This window comes from Agromyces mediolanus, assembly GCF_023715325.1.
GTDB classification, from domain to species: domain Bacteria; phylum Actinomycetota; class Actinomycetes; order Actinomycetales; family Microbacteriaceae; genus Agromyces; species Agromyces mediolanus_A.
Genome location: NZ_JAMBNX010000006.1, coordinates 39,493 through 64,570 on the forward strand (window position 1 = coordinate 39,493; position 25,078 = coordinate 64,570).

General features: G+C 73.0%; 20 protein-coding genes and 1 riboswitch. Of the genes, 4 read left to right on the forward strand and 16 right to left on the reverse strand.

Going from position 1 to position 25,078, the window contains the following annotated elements:
- Positions 1–10 precede the first annotated feature (10 nt).
- The 5 genes from M3147_RS11805 to M3147_RS11825 all read right to left on the reverse strand — a co-directional run bounded on the left by M3147_RS11805 (position 11) and on the right by M3147_RS11825 (position 5,566).
- Positions 11–340, reverse strand: a complete 330-nt coding sequence (locus tag M3147_RS11805; protein WP_251203670.1) for a hypothetical protein — start codon at positions 338–340, stop codon at positions 11–13.
- A complete protein-coding gene (locus M3147_RS11810) occupies positions 324–914 on the reverse strand; it encodes a hypothetical protein (protein WP_251203671.1) in 591 nt (196 codons plus the stop codon). Before M3147_RS11810 ends, M3147_RS11805 begins: the two co-directional genes overlap by 17 nt.
- A 76-nt stretch (positions 915–990) precedes the next feature.
- On the reverse strand, positions 991–2,577 hold the full coding sequence (locus M3147_RS11815; RefSeq protein WP_251203672.1) for a molybdopterin-dependent oxidoreductase: 1,587 nt from the start codon (positions 2,575–2,577) through the stop codon (positions 991–993).
- Positions 2,578–2,670: 93 nt separating this feature from the next.
- A complete protein-coding gene (locus M3147_RS11820) occupies positions 2,671–3,708 on the reverse strand; it encodes an FUSC family protein (protein WP_251203673.1) in 1,038 nt (345 codons plus the stop codon).
- Between the two features lie 34 nt (positions 3,709–3,742).
- Positions 3,743–5,566, reverse strand: a complete 1,824-nt coding sequence (locus tag M3147_RS11825; protein ID WP_251203674.1) for a BCCT family transporter — start codon at positions 5,564–5,566, stop codon at positions 3,743–3,745.
- A 35-nt stretch (positions 5,567–5,601) separates the two neighbouring features.
- On the opposite strand from M3147_RS11825, the gene M3147_RS11830 reads away from it, so the two are divergent.
- Positions 5,602–6,537: a 5'-3' exonuclease gene (locus M3147_RS11830; RefSeq protein ID WP_251203675.1), complete on the forward strand. Its 936-nt coding sequence runs from the start codon at positions 5,602–5,604 to the stop codon at positions 6,535–6,537.
- A gap of 5 nt (positions 6,538–6,542) precedes the next feature.
- Here M3147_RS11830 and msrA read toward each other — a convergent pair whose 3' ends face one another.
- A complete protein-coding gene (gene msrA, locus M3147_RS11835; RefSeq protein WP_251203676.1) occupies positions 6,543–7,091 on the reverse strand; it encodes a peptide-methionine (S)-S-oxide reductase MsrA in 549 nt (182 codons plus the stop codon).
- A gap of 132 nt (positions 7,092–7,223) precedes the next feature.
- Here msrA and M3147_RS11840 point away from each other — a divergent pair, with 132 nt between their 5' ends.
- The 3 genes from M3147_RS11840 to gap all read left to right on the forward strand — a co-directional run bounded on the left by M3147_RS11840 (position 7,224) and on the right by gap (position 9,698).
- Positions 7,224–7,598 (forward strand): hypothetical protein, encoded by a 375-nt coding sequence (locus M3147_RS11840; protein ID WP_251203677.1) that lies wholly within the window; start codon positions 7,224–7,226, stop codon positions 7,596–7,598.
- A gap of 57 nt (positions 7,599–7,655) precedes the next feature.
- Positions 7,656–8,597 carry a DJ-1/PfpI family protein gene (locus tag M3147_RS11845; protein ID WP_285873829.1) on the forward strand — a complete coding sequence of 314 codons (942 nt, stop codon included), beginning with the start codon at positions 7,656–7,658 and terminating at the stop codon, positions 8,595–8,597.
- Between the two features lie 99 nt (positions 8,598–8,696).
- Positions 8,697–9,698, forward strand: coding sequence for a type I glyceraldehyde-3-phosphate dehydrogenase (gene gap, locus M3147_RS11850; RefSeq protein ID WP_251203679.1), 1,002 nt, complete (start codon positions 8,697–8,699; stop codon positions 9,696–9,698).
- A gap of 209 nt (positions 9,699–9,907) precedes the next feature.
- Here the strand turns inward: gap and M3147_RS19340 are convergent, their stop codons facing one another.
- The 10 genes from M3147_RS19340 to M3147_RS11900 all read right to left on the reverse strand — a co-directional run bounded on the left by M3147_RS19340 (position 9,908) and on the right by M3147_RS11900 (position 25,078).
- Positions 9,908–11,101, reverse strand: a complete 1,194-nt coding sequence (locus M3147_RS19340; RefSeq protein WP_285873819.1) for a DUF2510 domain-containing protein — start codon at positions 11,099–11,101, stop codon at positions 9,908–9,910.
- Positions 11,098–13,413: a bifunctional hydroxymethylpyrimidine kinase/phosphomethylpyrimidine kinase gene (locus M3147_RS11860; protein ID WP_251203680.1), complete on the reverse strand. Its 2,316-nt coding sequence runs from the start codon at positions 13,411–13,413 to the stop codon at positions 11,098–11,100. Before M3147_RS11860 ends, M3147_RS19340 begins: the two co-directional genes overlap by 4 nt.
- Positions 13,410–14,270: a hydroxyethylthiazole kinase gene (gene thiM / locus M3147_RS11865; RefSeq protein ID WP_251203681.1), complete on the reverse strand. Its 861-nt coding sequence runs from the start codon at positions 14,268–14,270 to the stop codon at positions 13,410–13,412. Before thiM ends, M3147_RS11860 begins: the two co-directional genes overlap by 4 nt.
- Positions 14,261–14,356: riboswitch (TPP riboswitch) on the reverse strand. It overlaps the preceding gene by 10 nt.
- A 146-nt stretch (positions 14,357–14,502) precedes the next feature.
- Positions 14,503–16,404 carry a hypothetical protein gene (locus tag M3147_RS11870; protein ID WP_251203682.1) on the reverse strand — a complete coding sequence of 634 codons (1,902 nt, stop codon included), beginning with the start codon at positions 16,402–16,404 and terminating at the stop codon, positions 14,503–14,505.
- A gap of 44 nt (positions 16,405–16,448) precedes the next feature.
- Positions 16,449–17,378, reverse strand: coding sequence for a fibronectin type III domain-containing protein (locus tag M3147_RS11875; RefSeq protein ID WP_251203683.1), 930 nt, complete (start codon positions 17,376–17,378; stop codon positions 16,449–16,451).
- A complete protein-coding gene (locus M3147_RS11880; RefSeq protein WP_251203684.1) occupies positions 17,375–18,808 on the reverse strand; it encodes a dicarboxylate/amino acid:cation symporter in 1,434 nt (477 codons plus the stop codon). Before M3147_RS11880 ends, M3147_RS11875 begins: the two co-directional genes overlap by 4 nt.
- A gap of 384 nt (positions 18,809–19,192) precedes the next feature.
- Positions 19,193–20,683: an amidohydrolase gene (locus tag M3147_RS11885; RefSeq protein WP_251203685.1), complete on the reverse strand. Its 1,491-nt coding sequence runs from the start codon at positions 20,681–20,683 to the stop codon at positions 19,193–19,195.
- Positions 20,680–22,359: an amidohydrolase gene (locus M3147_RS11890; RefSeq protein WP_251203686.1), complete on the reverse strand. Its 1,680-nt coding sequence runs from the start codon at positions 22,357–22,359 to the stop codon at positions 20,680–20,682. Before M3147_RS11890 ends, M3147_RS11885 begins: the two co-directional genes overlap by 4 nt.
- On the reverse strand, positions 22,356–24,098 hold the full coding sequence (locus M3147_RS11895; RefSeq protein WP_251203687.1) for a dipeptide ABC transporter ATP-binding protein: 1,743 nt from the start codon (positions 24,096–24,098) through the stop codon (positions 22,356–22,358). The genes M3147_RS11890 and M3147_RS11895 overlap by 4 nt, the downstream gene beginning before the upstream one ends.
- Complete coding sequence (locus tag M3147_RS11900) at positions 24,095–25,078, reverse strand: ABC transporter permease (RefSeq protein WP_251203688.1); 984 nt, start codon at positions 25,076–25,078, stop codon at positions 24,095–24,097. Before M3147_RS11900 ends, M3147_RS11895 begins: the two co-directional genes overlap by 4 nt.

Consider the following 25,078-nt stretch of genomic DNA (forward strand, 5'->3'; position numbering starts at 1 on the left):
TCGATCGGGCCTAGGGGCTCGGCCACCAGCCCACCGGGCCCTTTCCCGGGACGAGCGCCGCGTCGTACTCCGGCTCGTGCAGCGGTCCAGGATCGGTCGGGTCGCGGAGTTCGTCGAGAATCACCTGAGCGAGCGCCGCGGGCGTGCTCGGGTCGAACTGAGTTCGAAGGCGCGCCAGGTCGAACGTCCGACCGATGAGCGGTGCCTCCGCAGCAGACCGATAGACGATGCGGATGCTGCCCTTCGAAGCGGTCGCGGCCTCCCAGACGAGATCCGGCGATGCTGCGCGAATGACTCGTTCGAGTACTGCCGCCGCGAGGCGCTCATCGTCGAGGCGCATACGACCACTCCACGGTTTCGGAAGCGGATGACAGTGCGCGTCCGTTCAGTGCGCGATCCACCCAAGGCGGACACTTTGCAGATCGATCCGGGTTCACACAGTAGGCAGTCTGCACACCCAACGTCCCTTTAACGCTCGCGCCGTAGTAGATGTTGACGTATCCATTGTGGTGCACCAGCTTGACCTGGCGGCTCTCGAGCAGCCGGCATTTCCCATTGCTGCACACCGTCTTGTTCGCATAGGCGGTGTAGACGCGTGAAGTTCCCTCGGCCTTGCCGCCATCAGGATTCCTCGTGATGAACTTCAAGGTGGCGGTGGATGCGATCCCATGTTTGCCCACCACTTTGGCCCAGCCGAAGCCGGTGTTCGTCTTGGCGCTCCAATTCCCGTGACGCAAGGTGATCGTGCGCCCCTTTGCGTCCTGCCAGGTTGCTTTCACCGATCCGGCCGACGCGGCATATGCCGGTGCCGGGGCTGCGACGTTGCTGACGGTGAGTGCGACGATCACGACAATTGCCGACAGAATCGCGCTGCCCCGATGGCGACGTTGGCTACGGATGAAGTTGTGGATCATCGAGTACTCCCTGAGCGACCGAGCGGCGCGATGCCGCATGCTCCAGATGGTATCCCAATGAGGTCGATGTTTGAGCTCAGCGCACCTCGACCGTGCGGCGGTCGAGGCCGGTGGCGCCGTCGGGGGCGGGCGGGCGACGTTCGGAGGTCTGCACGATGCCGTCGGCGCCGACGGCCCGCACCTGCAGTTCGTGGGATCCCGGCGTCGCGTCCCAGGCGAACCGCCACTGCACCCAGGTGTCGTCCGAGATCGCACTCGCGAGCTCGGCCTCCTGCCAGTCGCCGCCGTCGACGCGCACCTCGACCCGCTCGACGCCGACGTGCTGGTACCAGGCCACGCCGGCGACGGCGACGGTGCCGGCCGCAACGGGCTCGCGCGGCACATCGATGCGGCTGGACAGCTTCACCGGGCCGCGTTCGCTCCAGCCGCGGTCGGTCCAGTACGCCCGCGCCCGATCGAAGCGGGTCACCTCGAGCTCGGTCACCCACTTCGTGGCCGAGACGTACCCGTACAGTCCGGGCACGACGAGTCGCACCGGGAAGCCGTGCTCGGCGGGCAGCGGTTCGCCGTTCATGCCGATCGCCAGCAGCGCCGCCCGGCCGTCGCGCAGCACCTCGAGGGGCGTGCCCGCGGTGAACCCGTCGATGCTGCGGGAGAGCACCATGTCGGCGTCGGCTGCGACGCCGGCGCGCTCGAGCAGCGCGGCGATCGGGTAGCCGAGCCAGGTCGCGTTGCCGATGAGCGACCCGCCGACCTCGTTCGAGACGCAGGCGAGCGTGACGGCGTGCTCCTCGAGCGGCAGGGCGAGCAGCTCCTCCCAGCCGAGCGTCACTTCGCGCTCGACCTGGCCGTGCACCCGCAGTCGCCACTCGGCGGGGTCGATGACGGGCACCTGCAGAGCCGTGTCGATGCGGTAGAACTCCGCGTTCGGCGTGATGAGCGAGGTGAGCCCGTCGAGGTCGAAGGCGGCGTCGGCCGGGATCGCCGGGGCGGGTGTCACCGGCGCGGGCAGGCGGATGGCGTCACGCGCGGCACTCGCGACCCTGGCGCCGGTGCGGAGGGTCCAGCCGCCGAGACCGGCGAGCACACCGACGGCCGCCGAGCCGGCCGCCCAGGCGAGGAAGCGGCGACGGTCGGGCCCGGTCGGAGGGGAGGCGGATGCCTCGGCATCCGCGGAGTCGTCCCGAGGCGTGAGCACCGCTTGCGCCACCGGCGCGGCGCGTGCCGCGAGGCGCACGAGTTGCCGCAGCAGGAGGATGGCGACGACCGCGGTGACGAGGGGAGGCGCGAGGTCGAGCGGGGAGAACTGCGCCCGGGTCGCGGTCGCGACGACGCCGGCGGCGCCTGCCGCGACGACGAGCAGCGTGCCGATCGGCGGGCGGATCGACTCGAGCACGCCCGCTGCGGCGGCGAGCAGTGCGAGCACGAGCGCGATGCCGACGATGAGCGCGAGCTTGTCGGCGGTGCCGAAGAGGGCGATCGCGGCATCCTTCGCCCAGGCCGGGGCGAGATCGACGGCGAGGCCGCCGACGTCGGTGATCGGGCCGCCGGTCGGGGCCACGAACGCAGCGACGAGCTCGCCGACACCGATGCCGGCGCCGATCGCGACGATGCCCGCGAGCGCCGCGTCGCGACGCCGCGCCGTTCGAACGGCCCCGGTCACCTGATCAGCCTACGCTCGCGAGCCGGCGAGACCTCGGCGCGCGAACGGGGCAGCTCGCGTCCGCCGCGCGGAGGCGGAGACGAACCAGCCTGCTCACGCCTCGTCGAGGAGCTCCTCGTGGATGCGGCGCAGGTCCTCCATGAGCGAGCCGATCAGGATCCAGTGCCCCGACCGCGGCGCCGTCACGACGAGCGGGGCGGTGAGCGCAGGCACCGCCGACGTCATCGGCGCCGGCTCGGGCTCGATCTCGGCGAGATGGACCGCGAGCCGCACGTCGTGGGCGGCCCGGCGCAGCTGCTCCGCGATCGCCTGCACCGCCGGCTCCTCGGAGAGCGCGGGGTCGTAGTGGTCGAGAGTCGCCCGGGTCATCCCGATCACCTGCGTCACGATCGGGCTCAGCTTGTCGATCAGCGCCCGAAGCTCGCGCAGCTCGTCGCGGTGCGCCGAGCGCCGCGGGTTCAGGGTGAGCGACTCCTCGCCGGCGGCGATGGAGGCCTCCGCGGCATCCCGCATCGGCCGCATGAGCCGGGCCTCCAGCATGAGCTGCTGCATCGCGTGCGACGACTGCGGCGATTCGAGCGCGGCCGCGAGGCGGCTGAGGCTCGCCGCGAGCTCCCCGCCGAGGAGCGCGAGATCGCGTCGCGCCGGGCCGACGAGCACCGGCGGCACGATGAGCGCGTTCACGACGATGCCGATCGCCGCGCCGATCAGGGTCTCGAAGATGCGGTCGATCGCGTACTCCGGGCTCGACGAGCCGAGGGCCAGCACGAGCATCGCGCTGATCGCGACCTGGTTGCCGGTGCCGGGGGTCACCTTCAGCGCCCACGCCACGAGCATCGCCACCACGATCGCGACGAGCACCACCCAACTCGCCGAGCCGAACACGAGGCCGAGCGCCGAGGCGATCACGACGCCGGCGATGACGCCGATGCTGCGTTCGATCGCCTTCGCGAAGGACTGGTTCACGCTCGGTTGCACGACGAGCAGCGCCGCGATGGCGGCGAACACGGGCAACTGCCCCTGCACGATCCAGCCGGCGACGAGCCAGGCCGCGATCGTCGCCACGGCCGACTTCGCGACCTGCAGCAGCGACGCCCGCTTCGCGGCCCGGAAGACGGCGGTCATGCCCATGCGACCACGCTACTGCGCGCGCCGTGCCGCCACGTTACTGGGGCGTGCCCCGCGGCTCGTCCTCGCCGTGCTCGGGGATCTCCGGATCGTCGAGCACCGACAGCTCGTCGCGATCGACGAGCTCGTCGACATCCGCTCCAGGCACGCCGAGCTCGTCGTGGCGCTCCGCCTCGAGCGCGGTCGCCGAGAGGCGGCGCTCGGACGCCGGGGCATCCGCCAGTCCGAAGCGCCGCCGCAGCGAGCGCACCCAGCGCGGCTGCACGCCCACCGGCCCGCCCTCGCCGGGCTCCGCCTCGAGCCCGTAGACCTCGCCGATCCGATCGATGAAGGCGGCGCGTTGCGCCCGCTCGTACGCTCGCCGCTCCCGGCGGAACGCGATGATCGTCGACCAGCAGATCAGCACCATGACGATGCTGAACGGCAGCGCGATGATGATCGCCGCGGTCTGCAGCGCAGTGAGGCCGCCGCTCAGCAGCAACGCGATCGCGAGCAACGCGGTGATCGCGGTGAAGAAGGTGCGGATCCACCGCTTCGGGTTCAGCTGACCACCCGTCGCGATCATGCCCATCACGAGTGCGCCCGAGTCGGCCGAGGTGACGAAGAAGATCGCGATCAGGATGATCACGCCGATCGTCACCACCTGCGTGCCCGGCACGTACTCCAGGAGCTGGAACAGCGCCCCCTGCACGTCGACCGTCCCGTCGGGCTGGGTGAGCGCCCCCGGGGTCTGCAGCTCGATCGCGAGCGCCGATCCGCCGAGCACCGCGAACCACAGGATGCCGAGCAGCGTCGGCACGATGATGACGCCCATCACGAACTCGCGCACCGTGCGGCCCTTCGACACGCGCGCGATGAAGATCCCGACGAAGGGGGCCCAGGAGATCCACCAGCCCCAGTAGAACGACGTCCACGAGGCCTGCCACTGCTCGCCCGCCTCGCCCTGGAACGCGCTCGTGTTGAACGAGAGGCCCACGAAGTTCTGGATGTAGTTGCCGATGGACTGCACGAACTCGCGCAGCAGGAACTCGCTCTGCCCGAACACCAGGAGGTACAGCACGAGCAGGCCGGCGAGCACGAGGTTCGCCGTCGACAGCCACTTCATGCCCTTCGTGACGCCGGACAGCACGGAGAACAGCACGAAGACCGAGATCACGAGGATGATGATCACCTGGGTGAACTCGTCGGGCTCGGCGAAGCCCGCGGCGTGCAGGCCCGCGCTGATCTGCAGCACGCCGAGGCCGAGCGAGGTCGCGACGCCGAAGAGGGTGCCGACGAGGGCGACGACGTCGATCGCGTGCCCCCAGCCGCCCTCGACGCGCTTGCCGAGGAGCGGCTCGAGCGTCCAGCGGATCGAGATCGGCCGGCGGCGCCGATGGATGGCGTACGCGAGCGCGAGCCCGATCACGACGTAGATCGCCCACGCGTGGATGCCCCAGTGCAGGTAGGTCTGGCTGAGCGCGGCCTGGGCGAGCTGCTCCGGTGTGCCGGTGACGCCGGGACGCGGCGAGACGAAGTGGCTGAGCGGCTCGCTCACCCCGTAGAAGACGAGGCCGATGCCCATGCCGGCCGCGAACAGCAGCGAGAGCCACGCCGGGAAGGAGAACTCCGGCTCGTCGTCGTCGCGGCCGAGCTTGATGTCGCCGAAGCGACTGAAGCCGAAGAACAGGCTGACGGCGACGAAGAACGCGGCGATGAGCACGTAGTACCAGTTGAAGGTGTTCACGATGCCGGACTGGATGGCGCCGAACACCGTCTCTGCGGCGTCGGGCGCCATGAGAGCGAACGCCACGAAGGCGACGATCACGACCGCCGCGGGCCAGAAGACCCAGCGCTGGACCGGCGGAAGTCGTTTCTCCATGCGTCAAAGGTAGCGAGGCGTGACAAGATCGGCGCATGACCGACCGCATGATGCTGCTCGACACCGCGTCGCTCTACTTCCGCGCCTTCTTCGGCGTGCCCGACTCGATCGTCTCGCCCGACGGCACGCCGGTGAACGCCGTGCGCGGCCTCGGCGACATGATCGCGCGGCTCACGACCGACTACGAGGCGACGCACCTCGTCGCCTGTTGGGACGACGACTGGCGGCCGGCGTGGCGGGTCGAGCGCATCCCGAGCTACAAGGCGCACCGCGTCGTCGAGGCGGTGCCGGGCGGGGTCGACGTCGAGGAGACGCCGCCCGGGCTCGTCGCGCAGATCCCGCGCATCCGCGAGCTCCTCGACGTGCTCGGCATCGCCGTGGTCGGCGCGCCGGAGGCGGAGGCGGACGACGTCATCGGCACGCTCGCGACGGGGGCGCCCATGCCGGTCGACATCGTCACGGGCGACCGGGACCTCTTCCAGCTCGTCGACGACGCCGCCGGTGTGCGGCTCATCAACACCGCGCGCGGCATGAGCAAGCTCGAGCTCGTCACCGAGGCGACGGTGGTCGGCAAGTACGGGGTGCTGCCGCAGCAGTACGCGGACTTCGCGACGCTGCGCGGGGATGCCTCGGACGGGCTGCCGGGCGTCGCCGGTGTGGGGGAGAAGACCGCCGCGGGCCTGCTGCAGACCTTCGGCACGCTCGACGGGGTGCTCGCCGCGGCCGAGGCGGGGGAGCCCGGCATGTCGGCGGGGGTGCGGGCCAAGCTCGCCGCCGCGGCCGACTACCTCGCCGTGGCTCCCGAGGTGGTGCGGGTGCGCCGCGAGCTGCCGCTCGGCTTCGAGCCGGACGCGGCGAAGCTCCGGCCGCTGGACGCCGCCGCCCGCGAGCGGCTCGAGCAGCTCGGCGCCGAGTGGAACCTCGGCGGCACGGTCGGCCGGCTCGAAGCCGCGCTCGACCGCACCGCCTGAGCCGGTTACTCCGCCGCGCTCGCCTGCTCGCGCTTCGGCAGCACCCAACCGGGGCGCGCGAAGTGGCAGGTGTAGCCGTTGGGGATGCGCTCCAGATAGTCCTGGTGCTCGGGCTCGGCCTCCCAGAAGGGGCCGCTCGGCTCGATCGTCGTGACCGCGTCGCCCGGCCAGAGGCCCGAGGCATCCACATCGGCGATCGTCTCCCTGGCGACCTGCTCCTGCTCGGGGCTCGTCGGGAAGATGGCCGAGCGGTAGCTCGTGCCGAGGTCGTTGCCCTGCCGGTTCAGGGTCGTCGGGTCGTGGATCTGGAAGAAGAACTCCAGCTGCTCGCGGAAGCTCGTCTTCGTCGGGTCGTAGACGATCTCGATCGCCTCGGCGTGACCCGGGTGGTTGCGGTACGTCGCGTGGTCGTTCTGCCCGCCCGTGTAGCCGACGCGGGTGCTGACGACGCCGGGGCGTCGGCGGATGAGGTCCTGCATGCCCCAGAAGCAGCCGCCGGCGAGCACCGCGGTCTCGGTGCCGGGGATGGCGGTGATGGCGCCGGTGTCGGTCATGGTCCGCTCCTTCGTTCTCGCGGGCTCGCGGTCGCACGGGCCCACAGAGAAGAACGTAGGCGGCCGCCCGGGTGTTCCGCGAGTCCGCGATCGTCGCGCGGCCGTCCGCGAGGTGCCGGATAGGGTGAGGCGATGGAGCGCAGCATCGCGTTGAACTATCCGGCGGCCATCCCGGTCGGGCATGTCGTGGAGCTCACCCGCTTCGCCGATCCCCGCCCGGAGCGCAAGCGCCGCGGGCTCGGCGAGTCCCAGGCGTACACGGTGCCCGCGGTGCAGGATCTCGACACCGGCATCCGGTACCTGAACCACGCGCACGCCTCGATCGGCGGCAACGGCGGCAACAGCTTCGTCGCCAATCGCTACCCCTTCGAGCCGCTCGCCGAGTTGGAGCCGGCCGAGGTGTGGCGCGGCCGGGTGCTCGCCTGCACGCTCGTGATGGTCGAAGGCCTCGAGAACCAGCACACGGTGCTGCGGCTCGCGCCGCTCGGGGAGGATGCCGCGCGCTGACGCACGCGGCGGCGATCCGCTTGCGGTCCGTGGCATCCTAGCCAGGTGACCACTTCCCTGCACCGGATCGCGGTGCTCGTGCTCGAGGGCGCGAAGCCCCTCGACGTCGGCATCCCCGCGCAGGTCTTCACGACCCGGGCGAGCATGCCGTACGAGGTGCACGTCTGCGGTGCCGCGCCCGGCCTCGTGACGGGCGGCGACGGGCTCTCGTACCACGTCGCCGACGGCCTCGAAGCGCTCGACTGGGCCGACACGGTGTTCATCCCCGGCTACCGGCATCCCGATCGCGAGCCGCCGCCCGCGGTCGTCGTCGAGGCGCTGCGCGCGGCGCACGAGCGCGGCGCCCGGCTCGCGGCGATCTCGACGGGGGCGTTCGCGCTCGCCGCGACGGGGCTGCTCGACGGGCGCCGGGCGACGACGCACTGGCACTACACGCAGGCGCTGCGGGCGAGGCATCCGCTCGTCCGGGTCGACGCGAACGTGCTCTTCGTCGACGAGGGCAGCGTGCTCACCTCGGCGGGAGCGGCGAGCGGCATCGACCTGTGCCTGCACCTCGTGCGCCGCGACCTCGGCGTCGGCGTCGCGAACCATGCCGCCCGGCGGCTCGTCGCCGCGCCGTACCGAAGCGGCGGGCAGGCGCAGTACGTGCCGCGGAGCCTCCCGGAGGAACTCGGGCCGGTGTTCGCCGCGACCCGGCAGTGGGCGCTCGAGCGGCTCGGCGAGCCGCTGACGCTCGGCGAGCTCGCCCGCAACGCGAACGTCTCGCCGCGCACCTTCTCCCGGCGCTTCGTCGAGGACACCGGGTACACGCCGATGCAGTGGGTGCTGCGCGCGCGGGTGGACGTCGCTCGCGAACTGCTCGAACGCACCGAGCTCGGAGTGGAGCAGGTCGCCGCGCAGGTGGGGCTCGGCACGGGGGCGAATCTGCGGCTGCACTTCCAGCGCATCCTCGGCACCTCGCCGAGCGGCTATCGGGAGACCTTCGCGCGCGGCGAGTGAGGAGGGCGAGTGCGGCCCGGCGCCGGGCTGGCGCGATCCTTTCGGACACTGGCTTGCGAGCCACTACTGCGCGAGGCATCCCGCGGCGATGCTGGAGGCATGACCACTCGCATCGCCATCAACGGATTCGGTCGGATCGGCCGCAACGTGCTGCGCGCGATCGTCGAGCGCGGCGCCGACTTCGAGGTCGTCGCGATCAACGACCTCACCGCCCCGGCCACGCTCGCGCACCTCCTGAAGTACGACAGCACCCTCGGCCGCTTCGGCCGCGAGGTCTCCGTGGAGGGCGAGGCGCTCGTCGTCGACGGCGCGCGCATCCGGGTGCTCGCCGAGCGCGAGCCCGCGAAGCTGCCCTGGGGCGAGCTGGACGTCGAGCTCGTGCTCGAGTCGACCGGCCGCTTCACCTCCGCCGACGCCGCCCGCGCCCACCTCGAAGCCGGCGCGAAGCGCGTGCTCGTCTCGGCGCCCTCCGACGGGGCGGACGCGACGATCGCCTTCGGCGTCAACCACACCGACTACGACCCGGCCTCGCACACGATCGTCTCGAACGCCTCGTGCACGACGAACGCGCTCGCGCCGCTCGCGCACGTGCTCGACGAGCTCGCCGGCATCGAGCACGGCTTCATGACCACGGTGCACGCCTACACCCAGGAGCAGAACCTGCAGGACGGGCCGCACCGCGATCTGCGACGCGCCCGCGCCGCCGGGGTGAACATCGTGCCGACCTCGACCGGCGCCGCGAAGGCCATCGGCCTCGTGCTGCCCGGGCTCGACGGCAAGCTGCAGGGCGACTCGATCCGGGTGCCCGTGCCCGTCGGCTCCATCGTCGAGCTGAACACGACCGTCGCGAAGGACGTCACCCTCGATGAGGTGCTGGCCGCCTACCGCGCCGCCGCCGAGGGGCCGCTGCGCGGCATCCTCGAATACACGGAGGACCCGATCGTGTCGAGCGACATCGAGGGCAACCCGCACTCCTCGATCTTCGACGCGGCCCTCACCCGGGTGCACGGCCGCCACGTGAAGGTCGTCGCCTGGTACGACAACGAGTGGGGCTTCTCCAACCGTGTCGTCGACTCGCTCGGGCTGCTCGCCGGCGCCTGAGCCCACGGGGCGGGGATGACGACCTCGCCCCACCGGCCTCCCGGGCCGCGCGCGACCTTCCCGCGCGCGCGTCCCGGGCGAGGCCGGATGCGTATCGACCGGTGTGGAGCCCGCTCGGTGCGCGTCCGACTTCGACCGGGCCGGAGACCGGAAACGGGCCGGACCTCCTCGTGGAGTTCCGGCCCGTTCCGGCCTGCGCCCTCGCGCGCCTATTCCGTCGTGAAGACCGCGTCGTCGTAGTCGAAGCCCGGAGAGATCGTGTACGTCAGCGAGGCCGGGTCGGCGACCGACCAGGCCTCGGTCCACGTCAGGGTGGCGCCGGGCTGGACCGTCTCGGTCGGCGGCAGGCTGATCTCGCCCTGGGGGCCGTCGAAATCGAAGATCGAGCTGCCGTACTCGCCGGCCGAGACCAGCTCGCCGAACGCGAAGACGTCGACCGGGGCAGCCGAGGTGTTCTTCACCGTGACGGTGAAGAACACGTTGTCGGGGTACGTCGCGCCGGCCGCGAGCTCGGTCGGGGTGTACGGCTCCGGAACCGACACCGTCAGCTCGACGCCGTCGTCGTACACGAAGGTCTCGCCGAAGCCGCTCGCGTCGGCCGGCGGCTCGGAGGGCGCGTACTCCTCCTCGCTCGCCTCGGGCCAGCTGTCGGACGGATCCGAGGTGTACGGATCGCTGTTCGCCAGACCCACGAAGATCGACACGAGCAGCACGACGCCCGCGATGATCGAGCCGAGCACCGACAGTCCGAGGGCGACGAAGCCCGGCCACTTCTGCTGGCCCTGCAGGAAGAACGACACGATCGACAGGACGAAGGCGATCACGAGCAGCACGAAGCCGATGATCGTGACGAACGGGATGCAGACGCCGATCACGCCGAGCACGGCGACGCCGAGGGCGACGAGGCCCAGCACGTTCGCCTTCTTCGGGGCGACGGGCGTGTAGTTCCCGTACGGCGCGGGCTGCGGTGCGCCGTAGGACTGTTGGCCGTACGCCGGCTGCGCGCCGTACGGCTGCTGACCGTACGGCTGCTGACTGTACGGCTGCTGACCGTAGGGCTGCTGCTGGCCGTAGGGCTGCGCACCGTACGCGGGCTGCGCCCCTGGGAATGCCGGGTTGGCCTCCACCGGGTACACGGCCGTCGCCTGCTCCGCGGCCGGCGCCTCGACCGGCGGCGCGGCAGCCGACTCGACCGGCGGCACCGAGGCAGGCTCCGACGGGGCGGGCTCGACCGGCGCGATCACCTCGGTCGTCGCAGCGGATGCCTCGGGCGCCGTCTCTGCGGCGGGGGTGGGCTCGGGCAGCGGGGCGAAGTGCTCGGTCCAGCTCGCGCCGTCCCAGTAGCGGAGGCGGCCGGAGCCGTCGTCGTACCAGCCGGCGGGCGCGGTGTTCGGGTCGGTCATGCTCCGATCGTGGCAGAAAGCCCGCGTGTCCCGCATCCTGGGGGTGCCGCGACGTCATCCGGGGACCCCGCGAGCGGGGCCGCGAAGAACGCCAGCTCGAACTCCGCCGAGCGGCGGAACGCCCGACGCATCCGCTCCCGCACCTCGGGCGCCGCGGCCGCCGCGACACCGGTGACGAGCTCGATCGCACGCCGTGTCGACACGGCGAAGGACGGATCCGCGTACATGGCGAGCCAGTCCGCGTACGGATGCTCCGGCGAACCGGGCTCCGGCCCGAGCTCGCCGGCGAGCAGCCGTCGACCGAGATCGTCGTAGATCCAGTAGCAGGGCAGCACCGCCGCGACGAGCTCGGGGTAGCCGCCGCGTGCGCTGCTCGCGAGCAGGTGGTCGAGGTAGCCGAGATTCACGGGGTTCGGTTCGAACGGGGCCGGTCCGGCAGCACCGACCGACCGAGCGTCGTCGGCGCGCGCCCCGCCCAGGTCCCGCTCGTGCCGCGCCAGTTCGCCCGTCAGGCAGTCGCGCGAGCCCGCGGCCCAGAACGCCTGCGCCGAGGCATCCGGGGCGAGCCGTGCTGCCTCAGCCAGCGCGCGGGCGTACTCGCGCAGATAGTGCGCATCCTGCGCGAGGTACTCGTCGAAGGCCGCGCGCGGCAGGCTGCCGTCGGCGAGCCCACGGATGAACGGCAGCTCGTCGATCGCCTCGCGAACTCCCGAGAGGCCCGCCCACCACTCCTCCTCGAGCTCCGCAGCCGTCGGCCTGGTCGCGAGGCCGCCGCGCGACCAGAGCCCGGCGAAGTGGTGCACGGGGCCGTGCCCGCCGCCGACCTCCAGTGACTCCCCGTGCCGCAACGACTCGCGCAGCCAGCGGCGCGCCTCCGCCACGGCGGCTGCCCACTCGCCGTGCCGCGCGCGGAGCGTCGCGATCGCCGACGACAACGAACAGCCGGTGCCGTGCGTCGCGGTCGTGTCGATGCGCTCGCCGTGGAACTCGACGATCTCCGCGAGTGCCGCGCCTGCCCGGGCATCGACGAGCGCGTCGGGCGCCTCGGCACCGCCGAGGTGGCCGCCCTTCGCGAGCACGAGCGCTCCCGTCCGAGCGGACAGGGCGGTGGCCTGCTCGAGGGCGCTCGCCCAGTCGGCCGCCGGACCCTCGGCTCCCGCGAGCACGGCGAGCTCCGCGAGGTTCGGCGTCACGAGGTCCGCGAGCGGCAGCAGCTCCCGCATCGCCTGCTCGGCTTCCCGGTCGAGCAGGCGGTCGCCGCTCGTCGACACCATCACGGGATCGAGGACGACGAGGGGCGGGCGCACCCGGCCGAGCCACTCGGCGACGGTGCGGATGAGGTCCGCGTCCGCGAGCATGCCGAGCTTCACCGCGTCGACGGTGATGTCGTCGGAGATCGCGTCGAGCTGCTCCCGCAGCGACGCGGCCGGCGGCACGTGCACGCTGCGCACGCCGCGCGTGTTCTGCGCGGTGAGCGCCGTGATCGCGGCCATGTCGTAGCCGCCGACGGCGGCGATCGACTTCAGGTCGGCCTGGATGCCGGCGCCGCCCGAAGGGTCGCTGCCCGCGATGCTGAGCACCCGCGGGACGCGCGGCCGCCGGCCGTCGTGCGGCTCGTGCGCGGGGTGCGGCCCCACCCCGTCGCGCCAGGCTGCGGCGAACTCGGCCGCCGCCCGTCGCGGATCGGGGGCCGCGCAGATCGCCGACACGATCGCGACGCCGGCCGCGCCGACGGCCCGGAGCGGTGCGGCATCCTCCATGCGGACCCCGCCGATCGCGACGCACGGCACCGGCGCGCCCGAGGCATCCCGTGCCGCCGCCTGCAGGCCCGCGAAACCCGCGAGGCCGAGCGCCGGCGGATGGTCCGGCTTCGTCGAGGTGGGACGCAGCACACCGACGCCGAGGTAGTCGACCGTGCCCGCGGGCAGGGCGGCGACCGCGTCGAGGTGCGCCGGCGTGTTCGCGGTGAGCCCGACGATCGCGTCCGGGCCGAGCTCCGCCCGGGCGCGCAGCACGGACGCGTCGCCCTGGCCGAGATGCACGCCGTCGACCCGGATGCCGTCGGCGCGGGCGCGCAGCGCGAGCTCCAGCCGGTCGTTCACGATGAGCGGCACGCGCCCGTCGATGACCGCCGCGAGCCGGCCGAGCAGCACGAGGAACTCCTCGTCGCCCGCGTGCTTGTCCCGGAGCTGCACGATCGTCGCGCCGCCCGCGACGGCCGCCTCGACCGTCGCCACGACCCCGCGCTCGCCGCAGAGCGCGGCGTCGGTCACGAGGGAGAGCGAGAGGTCGAGGGCGCGCCGGGCGCTCACGCCGCAGCCCCGAGCGGCGCGCCCACCGAGACGCGGGCCAGCGCGCGGAGCTCGGATGCCTCGACCGCGGCGAGCGCGTCGAGGAACCGCACGGCGAAACTGCCGGGACCCGCAGCGCCGTCGGCGGCGCGCTCGGCGGCGATCGTGTACGCGAGGTGCGCGGCGACCACCGCTGCGAAGGCTCCGGCCTCCGTGCCGCGCGCGGCGCCGAGGAACGCCGCGACGACGGCGCCGAGCGCGCAGCCGCCGCCCGTGACCCGGGTGAGCAGCGGATCACCGTTGGCGAGGCGCACGGTCGTCGAGCCGTCGGTCACGAGGTCGACCGGCCCGGAGACCGCGACGACGGCGCCCGTGCGGCGGGCCAGGGCGGCCGCGGGGCCGGCCGCGGCATCCGTCTCGTCGGCGGCATCGACGCCGCGTCCGCCCCCGCCGACCCCGGCGAGCGCGAGGATCTCCGAAGCGTTGCCGCGGATCGCGGCCGGGCGCAGCTCGGCGAGGTCGTGGGCGAGCTCCGTGCGGATCGGCAGCGCGCCGATCGCGACCGGGTCGAGCACCCACGGGGTGCCGGCGTGGCGTGCGGCGGCGACCGCCTCGCGGGCGGCGGCACGCTGCTCGGGCTGGGGCGTGCCGAGGTTCACGAGCAGGCCGCTCGCGACCGTCGCGAACGGCCCGGCCTCGCCGACGAGGTCGACCATGGCCGGAGCCGCACCGATCGCGAGGAGGGCGTTCGCCGTGAAGTTCGTGACGACGGCGTTCGTGATGCAGTGCACCAGCGGCGTCGTCGATCGCACGAGATCGAGCAGTTCGCCGCTCGTCTCGATGAGGTGGGCAGGGTCCGTGGGTGCGTGCGTCTGCATCGCGACATCCCTTCGCTAGTCCGAACTAGATCAGGTTCGACGGGTGTGTTCTCAGCCGCGTTCGTGCGGCACCCCGTGTCACTGTCCGCGAGCCTACCCCGGCGCCCCGAGCTTGTCGAAGGGTGGGTGGCTCCCTGAGCCTGCTGGTTCCCTGAGCCTGTCGAAGGGAACGTGACGCGCTTCGACGAGCTCAGCGAACCAGTGGTTCCCTGAGCTCGTCGAAGGGGCGGCCTCAGCGAACCAGGCGACGACGCCGCGCGAGGAGGAACGCCGCGAGGCCGGCCGCGAGGAGGCCGAGCGCCGACCAGCCGAGCACGTCGACGAATCCGGTTCCGGTCGAGGCGAGGCCCGAGGCATCCGTCCCGGTGCCCGCTCCACTCCCGGAGCTCGCGCCAGCGCTGCCGCCGCCCGTTCCGCCGGCGGTGCCGCCGGGGTTCGTCGCGGTGATCGTCACGGGCGTCGAGGCGACCGTCACCCCATTGATGAGCACGAGCACCGTGTGCGCGCCGGCGGGCGTCGCCGCCGGGATCGTCGCCGTGAGGCGGAACGCCCCGCTCGCGTCGGTCGAGACCGTGCCGAGCTGCTGCGGCGCCGAGTGCAGCTCCACCGAGAAGCCGGCGGTGCCGGTGGCGAGGTCCGCGCCCTCGACGGTCACGGTGCCGCCGGGGCGCAGCTGCCCGGTCACCGCGACGGTGCCCTTCACCGTCGTCGGGTCGGTGGGCTCGGGGTCCACCGGGTCGACCGGTCCGCCCGTGCCGTCGCCGGTGCCGACCTTCGCGAAGAAGGCGTCGAGCTGGGCGATCGCCTCGTCGGCGAAGGCGAGCTGCTCGGCGAGCTTCACCGGGTCGGGCGAGGTGGCGAAGCGGCCTTCGCGGTCGTTCACGTACCACCACTCGGTCATGTACTCCTTGAAGGTGCCGTCGCCGTTGTCGCGGATCCACTCGCGCACGACCGGGGCGGCCTGCCCGTCGACGGTGCGCCCGCGCTGGTACTCGAACACGTACGGCACCTGCAGCTTCTTCGCGGACACGAGCCCAGCGGCGGCGTCGCCGCCCGGACGGTAGTCGACCTGCCCGCTCACCCCGGGCACGTACTGCGTCTTGAGGTTCGGCAGGTACGTCGTCACGAGGTCGCCGTAGAGGTGCGCGTAGTCCGAGTTCGTGTCGCGGATGTGGAGGTCGTTCGCCGAGGCCCCGTCGAGGCGCAGGTCGAAGAAGTACACCTTCGAGACCCCGTTCGCGACGGCCTGGCGGTTGACGTCCTTCAGCACCGCGCGGGTGTTGTGGCACCACGTTCCGCCGAAGAAGAGCACGTAGTCGCCGTCGCGGTCGAGCAGGTGCACGAGCTCGGGATAGGTGATCGTCTGGATGCGCCAGTCGGCGTCGGCCTCGTCGATGATCGTGTTCGGCCCGTACGCCTCGCCGCCGCGGTACTGGGCGAGGTGCTTCGCGTCGATGACGTCGTCGGCGAACGCGAACTGGCTGAGCGCGTCGATGGCGGCGCCGTCGCCGATCGCGGCCGCGACCTCCGCCCGGTAGGCGGCGCGGGCCGCGGGATCGGCGAGCGCGCCCGCGGCGACCGGTGCGGTGAGCGCGCTGACGATCCGGTCCTCTGCGCCGCCGTCGGTGTGCGAGCGGTCGTAGACGAAGAAGTACGGGTCGGCGGCGCCGCCGAAGGGGGTCTGCACGTCCTTGCCGAGGTACTGCGAGACGAGCCGCGCCCAGAGCGGGGCGACGTCCGGATTCGTCGTGGTGCGGAGATCGAGCGCGGCGCCGTCGAGCCGCGGGTCGAAGGCGTAGACCCGCTCGACGCCGGCCGCTTTCGCTGCTGCGTCGATCGAGGCGATCGTCTCGGTGGTGCGGGCGTCGGCCGGGCCGCCGATGAGGAACGCGAAGCGGCCGGGCTGGTTCAGCAGCCACTCGAAGCGCTCGAAGGTGACGGTCTCGATCGGGCTGTCCTCGAGCCCGTAGGTGTCGGCGAGGTAGTCGACGGTGTCGATCGCGGCACCGCCGCTCGCGGGTGCCGCGGCGGCGGGAGCGGCGAACGCGGCCGTGCCGGCGAGGCCGGCTCCGGCGAGGGCGATGGTCGCGGCGAGGGCCGCGAGTCGCGGTCGTCGTCGAAGGTGCTGGGGCATGGGTGGGTCCTTTCGTGGCGGGATGCGGGGTGGAGCGGGACGGGTCAGCGGGCGGCGTCGGCCGGGCCGTCGGCAGCGGATGCCTCGGCGCCGTCGGGCTCGGCGGCGTTCGTGGACGCGGCATTCGTGGCCGCAGCGGGCCGCGAGCGCAGCCTGCGGACGAGGAGGGCGAGCGCGCCGACGCCGACGAGCACGACCAGGAGGCCGGCCCCGGCGAGCCAGCCCGGGACCTCGTCACTCGTGTTCGCCGTCGCCGTGGCCTTCGCGGTCGCCGTGGCGGCGGCGGGCCCGTCGATGACGACGGGAGTGGAGCTCGCCGACGCCGTGCCCGCCCCGATCGCGTTCACGGCGACGACGGTCGCGGTGTACTTGCCGGCGGCGAGCTTCGCGAAGGTGTAGCTCGTCGAGGTCCCGGTGACGGGGATCGCGGTACCGCCGTTCAGTGAGATCCGGTACCCGGTGAGCGGCGAGCCGCCGTCGGCCGGCGCCGTCCAGCTGACCGTGAGCGACGTGCCCGTCGCGGCGAGCTTCGGGGCGGCCGGGGCCACGGGGGCGGTGGCGGCCACGGCCGCGGGCTGCTGCGCGCCGCCGTCGACCGGGGCGCCGCCGTCGCCGCCGTCCTCGGGAACGGTCTCCCCGGACGATCCGCCCGAGCTGCCGCCGGACGAACCACCCGAGGGCGCGGGTGCGGCCGGCGCCGGCTGCTGCGGCTGGGGCTGCGGCTCCGGCTTCGGCGCAGGACCGCTGCCGCCGCCGGAGATCGCGGGCGGCGGGTCCTCCTGGGTGCTGTCGTACGGGTAGCCGCCGAGTCCCTCGCAGGCGGTCAGGTCGAAGTTGATGGAGCAGAGGTCGCAGACGTCTCCCGCGGCGTTGGCGGGCGAGGCCCACACCAGCAGGAACGTGGGGACCGAGATCGCGAGCGCGATGGCGGCGGCGAGGCTGCGCAGCCGGCCGGGGCGGCGGTGGTGGGTCATCGTGCGAATCCTTCGGAGGTCGGGCCGTCGATGCGGCGGGTGGATGCGGCGGAGGCCGCTGCGGCGGCGGGGTCGGCGACCGTGTCCCGATCGCCGTCGTCGGCGACCGCACGGCGGCCGGCGAAGGTCTCGTCGTCGAGCGCACCGGCGCGACGGGCGACGATCGCCGACGCCGTCGCGGCGGCGGTGACGTTCGCCATGGTGCTGGCGGTGCCGGCCACGGCGCTGATCGGGATGAGCAGCACGAGCACCTCGATCGGCAGCCCGACCGCGGTGAGCACGGCTGTCGCGGTGATGATCGCGGTGCCGGGCACGCCGGCCGTGCCGAGCGAGACGAGGAGCCCGAGCACGACGAGGACGACGTAGTCGAGCGGCGTGTACTGGATGCCGAGCGCCTGCACGCTGAACACCGCGACGAGCGTCGGCCAGATGCCGGCGCATCCCGGCATCCCGATCGTCGTGCCGATCGGCGCCGTGAAGCCGGCGACCTCGGGCGAGACGCCCACCCTGCGGGTGAGGGTCGCGATCGTGAGCGGCAGGGTGCCGAGGCTCGACTGGGTGGTGAATGCCGTGTACTGCGGCGGCGTGATCAGCCGGAAGAAGCGGAACGGGTTCAGATCGGCGAAGACGCGCACGAGCACGCCGTTCACGAGGTACGCGTCGACGAAGCACGCCACGAGCGCGATGACGAGCACGCCGAGCAGTGCGGTCGCGGTCTCGAGCCGGGCGACCGCGGTCGAGGTGGTCGAGGCGACCAGTGCGAGCACCGCGTAGGGGGTGAGCGCGATGATGAAGCCCACCGCCTTGAAGAACACCCGGCGCGTGGCATCCACCAGCTCCTTGAACGCCCGCACCTTCTCCGGCTTGCGGTCCGCGACGAGGAGGTAGGAGACCGCGATCAGGATGGCGAACAGGATGAGTCCGATGAGGTTGTTCGCGCCGAGGTCGTTCGCCAGGTTCGAGGGGAAGAGCCCGACGATCACCTGGTCGAGCGGGCGGAGCAGTCCGGTGAGCGAGTCGCCGTCGACCCCCGCGAGCTCGAGCTGCGCGCCACGACCGACGCCCGTCGCGAGAGCGAGCCCGAGCGTGAGGAGGATGGCGAGGAGGTTCGTGAGCAGCAGCCAGAACACCGAGCTCAGCCCGATCGTGCGGAGCTTCGCGATGCTGCCGAGCGAGGTGACGCTCGAGAGCACCGAGACGACGACGAGGGGCGCCACGAACGCCGTGATGACGTTGATGTAGATCGTGCCGATCACGTCGACGTAGGCGAGGTGGCCCTGGAACGCGAGTCCCGCGGCGACGCCGACGACGAGGGCGACGACGGTCAGGAGCGTGAAGCCGGCGCCGCGCCGGCGGAGCAGGAAGAGGCCGACGAAGAGGGCGGCGACGACGCCCGTCGCGGCGAGGGCGAGCCAGTCGGGCTCAGCCATGGTGCCGGCCGGATCGCGGGGAGGAGGAAGGGTCGAACTGGTGCATGACCAGGGACGCTACGGCCCGCGGCGGATGCCTCGTGCCGGGATGTCATCCGGAGTACGCGGGTGACGGCGGAAGTATGCCGGTGACGGGATATGACGGGCGGCCCGTCGCGGAGCGTGTCGTCGCATGACGGCGTGTTGCGCGGTGCGGCGGTTGGTCCCCTGAGCTTGTCGAAGGGAGCTTGTCGAAGGGGACGCCGCCCCGCTTCGACAGGCTCAGCGAACCAGCCCTGGTCCCCTGAGCTTGTCGAAGGGGGGCGCCCGCTCGCTTCGACGGGCTCAGCGAACCACGGCCCCGCTTCGACGGGCTCAGCGAACCAAGGCCCGCTCCGACCAGGCTCAGTCAGCGAGATGGGTCGGCACGCCGCCCACGAGCGTCGCTGCCACCGTGACTCCGGCGAGCTCCTCCGGCTCCGCCGCGAGCGGGTCGGCGTCGAGCAGCACGAGGTCGGCCGGGTCGCCCGGGCCCGGGCGTAACGGGCCGCGCATCGAGGCGGCGAGGGCGAGGGCGACGGGGAGCCGCTCCTCCGGCGACCACGGCGTTTCGCCGGGGCGGGAGCGCAGCACGGCCGCCTGCACGGCGAGCCACGGATCGAGGGGGGCGACCGGGGCGTCGGAGCCGAACACGAGCCGGCCGCCTGCGCGGTGCAGCGAGGCGAAGCGGTAGGCGCGGTGCTGGCGTCCCGCCCAGAGCCGGCCGGCGTTCTCGCGGTCGTCGAGGAGGTGCGCGGGCTGCACGCTCGCGGTGATGCCGAGCCGGGCGAAGCGCTCGAGGTCGGCGTCGGAGAGCAGCTGCGCGTGCTCGATCCGGCCGGCGGTGCCGGTGCGCTCGAAGGCGTCGAGCACCTCGGTGTTCGCCCGGTCGCCGATCGCGTGCACGGCGAGCTCGAGTCCGGCCGTGCTCGCACGGCGGAGCAGCGCCTCGAGCTCGGCCGAGGGCCACAGGGTGCGGCCGTGCCCGCCGTCGGGATAGGGGTCGCAGCACCACGCGGTGGCGGTGCCGAGTGAGCCGTCGGTGATGACCTTCAGCGGGCCGACCGTGATCCGTCCGGCCGAGCCGATCGGGTCGCCGCTGCGCAGGCCGAGCGCGATCGCCCGTTCCAGCTCGTGCGGGTAGATCGCCGTCTCGACGCGGAGGGAGCGGAATCCGGATGCCTCGCGCCGCGCCCAGTCCGAGACGCCCCAGCGCATCTCGAAGTCGACGACGCCGACGACGCCGCGGCGGGCGGCCGCGGTACCGGCTTCGACGACCCGGCCGTCGAGCTCCGCGTCGGCGCCGGAGTCGAGCTCCCGCAGGAGGGCGAAGCAGGCGTCTTCGACGAGGTGCCCGTCGCCGGTCTCGGGCAGGCCGTGCCGGCGAAGGGCCGCGGAGTTCAGCCAGGCGCCGTGCAGATCTGCCGTGATCAGCACGACCGGTGTCGAGCCCGCGGCCTCGTCGAGGAGCTGCCGCGACATCCGCCCGGTCCAGTCGTCGCCGCGGGCGCGCATCGCGACGATCCGGTCCGTCGTGCCGCGGGCGTCGGCATCGGCGACCGCAGCCGCGACCCGGTCGAGTGCGCGCCGTGCGTCGGTGAGCTCGCCGAGGTCGAGGCGGCCCGATCGGGCCGCCCACTGCCCGAAGTGCACGTGCTCGTCCCAGAGCCCGGAGGTGAGGAAGCGGCCCTCCGCGTCGATCGAGTCGGTCGTCGCGGGCGTGCTGCCGGCGGGGGTGACGGCGGCGATCCGGGCCTCGCCTGCCCGCTCGCCGGCCTGGAGGCTCACGTCGAGCAGCTCGGGACGGCCGAGCAGGCGCACCGAGCGGAGCTGGGCGACCGCCGTGGCTCCCGTCACGCCGGCTGCCCACCGCTCGCGGCATCGCCGCCCGAGCGATGGCTCACCCGCCCGCCGACGACGGTGAGCAGCACCTCCGTCTCGGCGAAGCGGTCGGGCTCGCTCGTGAGCGGATCGTCGCGGAACACCGCGAGGTCGGCGATCGCACCGGGTACGACGGCGCCCTCGCCGGGGCGGTCGATCGAGGTCCAGGCGTTGCGGGTCATGGCGACGAGCGTACGCGCCGGCGAGAGCGCCTGATGCGGATCGATGGCGGGCCGGGCGGAGCCGTGTCGGCGCCGGGTCACGTTCGCGGCGAACACGCGGCGTCCGTCGAACTCCTCGACGGGCCAGTCCGAGCCGAGCACGACGAGCGCGCCGGCGGCGTCGAGGTCGGCGACCCGCCAGCCGTGCGCGGCGCGCTCCGAGCCGCGGCCGAGGAGCGTCGTCCACATGTCGCAGCCGTCGGGCCGCTGCGCGAACGCGTGGATCGGTTGCACGCTCGCCGGCACGCCGAGCTCCGCGAAGCGGGGCAGGAGCCGGTCGGGGATCGTCTCGAGGTGCTCGATGCGGTGCGTGACCCGTGGCGCATGCACCGGGATGGTGGCGACGGCGTCGAGCACGAACTCGACCGCGCGATCGCCGATCGCGTGCGTCGCCGTCGGCACTCCGCGCTCCGCGAGGGCGTGCAGCGCGCGGGTGAAGGTCTCGGACGGCACCCAGTACGGCTGCAGTCCGCCGCCGGCGGTGTCGGCGTCGAACAGCCAGGCGGAGCCGTTGTCGATGCTGCCGTCGAGCATGAACTTCACGCCCTCGACCTGCCAGCGCCGGCCGCCGACGCCCTGCAGCTCGACGAGGCGGTGGAGTGTCTGCTCGCCGGGATCGGTGGCCCGCCAGATCGGCGAGACCCGCACGCGCACCGGGAGCTCGCCCTGCGCCTCGATGGCGCGCAGCACGTCGAGGTCGCCGGGTTCCATGTTGAGCTGGTGCAGCGAGGTGTAGCCGCTCGCCGCGAACTCTGCGAGCTTGTCGCGCACCGCGGCGACGCGCTCCTCGAACGGCATGCGCGGGTAGAGCTCCGTGACGAGCATCTCCGCGTCGGATTCGACGAGATAGCCGGTCGGGCGGCCCTCGGCGTCGACCTCGATGGATGCGTTGTTGCCGAAGTCGCGCGGCCCGTCGATGCCGGCGAGTTCGAGGGCGCGCGGGCTCGCGATGATCGCGTGCCCGTCGAACAGGAGCAGGTAGCCGGGGCGTCCGCCGAAGGCCTCGGCGAAGGGGGCGTTCGTCAGCTCGCCGCCGACGAAGAGGTCGAAGGAGAGGCCGAAGCCGCGGATCCACTCCCCGGGCCCGCGCTCGGCGGCGAAGGCGGCGAGGCGTTCGGCGACCTCCTCGACGGAGGTGCAGTCGTGCAGCAGCAGCGCCCGGTGCCGGGACTCGGCGCCGGAGAGCGGGTGCACGTGCCCGTCCACGAAGCCGGCGGTGATGGTCGCGTCGCCGAGTTCGACGAGCTCGGCATCCCTCGTGTCCCAGGCCGCGGCCTCGGCCCGGGAGCCGACGGCGACGATCCGCTGCCCGCTGACGGCGACCGCCTGCGGCGGCGCGTCGGACACCGAACCGTCCGGCTCGTGGCCGGTGCGGACGAGGCCGCCGAGGAGCACGAGATCGGCTCGGACGGTGGGAGCGGCGGCGGTCACGCGATCGCCTCCGCGTCGAGCAGGGGATGGCCCGGGTCCTCGGCCCGGCGCCGCAGCCGCTGCACCTCGGGGTCGGGAACCGGCACTGCGGCGATGAGCTGCTGGGTGTACGGATGCTCCGGGGCGTGCAGCACCTGCTCGGTCGCCCCGAGCTCGACGAGCTCGCCGCCCTGCAGCACGCCGACGCGGTCGGCGAGGAGCTCGACGACGGCGAGGTCGTGGCTGATGAACAGCGCGGCGAAGCCCAGTTCGCGCTGCAGGGACGTGAAGATGTCGAGCACGCGCGCCTGCACCGAGACGTCGAGGGCGGAGGTGGGCTCGTCGGCGATCACGAGCTCCGGATCGAGGGCGAGCGCCCTGGCGAGGCCCACCCGCTGGCGCTGCCCGCCGGAGAGCTCGAAGGGGTACCGGCTCGCGTAGGAGCCGGGGAGCTCGACAGCGTCGAGCAGCTCCGTCGCGCGGGCGCGGTGCGTCGAGCGGCCACCGGCCACGCGGTGGATGCGCATCGGCTCGATGACGCAGTCCTCGATCGTCATGAAGGAGTTGAACGAGGCCGCCGGGTCCTGGAAGACGAAGCCGATCCGGCGACGGAGCGCGCGCAAGCGGCGCCGCGACTGACCGCGGAGCTCGACGCCGAGCACCTCCAGGCGGCCGGTGGCGACGGTCTCGAGCCCGCCGATGGCGCGGCCGATCGTCGATTTGCCCGAGCCGGACTCGCCGACGAGGCCCACGACTTCGCCCCGGGCGATCTCCAGCGAGACCCCGCGCACGGCGCGAACGGGCTTCGTGCCGAAGCCGCTGCGGTACTCGATGTCGACGCCATCGAGCAGCACGGCCGGGGCGGTCGCCGCCGACGGGGCCGGGGTCGGGGCCGGGGCGACCGGGACGGCGGATGCCGCCGACGAGACGGATGCCGGCGAGGCATCCGGCTCGTCCCGTCCACCGCCGAGCCGTGGGACCGCGGCGAGCAGCTGCCGTGTGTACGCCTCGCGCGGCGCACGGAACAGCTCGTCGACGGGGGCGAGCTCGACGAGCTCGCCGCGGTACATGACCGCGACCCGGTCGGCGAGGTCGGCCACGACGCCCATGTTGTGCGTGATCAGCACGATCGAGGCGCCGAACTCGTCGCGGCACTCGCGGAGCAGCTCGAGGATCTCGGCCTGCACCGTCACGTCGAGCGCCGTCGTCGGCTCGTCGGCGATGATGACCGACGGCCGCAGGGCCAGCGCCATGGCGATCACGATGCGCTGCTTCTGGCCGCCCGAGAACTGGTGCGGGTAGTCGCCGAGGCGGCGCTCGGGGTCGGGGATGCCGACCGCGCGGAGCATGTCGACCGTCCGCCGGCGGCGCTCGGCCGGCTCGGACACGCCGTGCGCGCGCAGTCCCTCCTCGAGCTGCCAGCCGATCGGGAAGACCGGGTTCAGCGCGGTCGAGGGTTCCTGGAAGATCATGGCCGCCTCGCCGCCGCGGATCGCGCGGAGCGCGTCGGGCGCGGCCTGCAGCACGTCGGCGCCGCCGAGCAGCACCCGTCCGCCGGTGCGGGTCCGCGGCGGCAGCAGGCCGAGCGCGGCCCGAGCCGTCAGCGTCTTGCCGGACCCCGACTCCCCGACGATGGCGAGGATCTCGCCACGCTGCAGCTCGAGGGTGACGCCGCGCACCGCGTGCACAGTGCCCTGCGGGGTGTCGATGTCGAGCGTGAGCTCCTCGAAGTGGAGCGGCGCGGTGGGCTCGCCGGTCATCGCTTCACCTCCTGACGGAATCGGCCGGGCGTGACGACGGCGGCCATGCGGGCGAAGACGCCCGGCTTGCCGACGAGGGAGCGCGAGCGCTGGTCGACGAGGTCGCGCAGGCCGTCGCCGATGAGGTTGAGCGCGAGCACCGTCACGATCAGGAAGCCGCTCGTGATGAGGATCATCTGCGGCGCCTGCATCAGCACCGACTTGCCGTCGTAGAGGATGTTGCCCCAGCTCGCCTGCGGGGCCGGCACGCCGGCGCCGAGGAAGCTCATCGCCGCCTCGGTGATGACGGACTCGGCGAAGGTGAAGGTGGACTGCACGACGAGCACCGAGAGCGTGTTCGGCAGGATGTGCCGCCACATCAGGTGCAGCATGCCGGCGCCCTGCATCGTGCTCGCGGTGACGAAGGTCTCCGACGTGACCGCGAGCGCCCGGGACCGCACCAGCCGCGCGATGCCGGGCGTGTAGACGATCGTGAGGGCGATCACGAGGTTCGTGACGCTGGGCCCGAGGGCTGCGGTGAGCGCGACGGCGAGCAGGATGGCGGGGATCGCCATGAGGCCGTCGCAGATGCGCATCAGCACCTGGTCGAGCACGCTGTTGAAGACAGCGGCGATGCCGATGATCGCGCCGAGCACGCCGCTCACGAGGGCGACGACGAAGCCGACGAGGAGCGAGGTCGAGGCGCCGGAGACGATGCGCGCGAACAGGTCGCGGCCGAAGTTGTCGGTGCCGAAGAGATGCTCCGGCGAGGGCGGCGCGAGCCGGTTCGCGGGGTCGACCGCATAGGGGTCGAGCTGCAGCAGCGGCGGCAGCACGTAGGAGACGACGAAGATGACCACGATGACGACGAGGCCGGTCATGAGCCCGGTGTTGCCGAGCATGCGGCGCCACAGCGAGTCGCGGCCTGCGGCCGGCTGCATGGCGAGCACCGTGGTGCTGGGCGCTGCGGTGTTCGCGGTCGCGGGGGAGGTGGGGGCCAT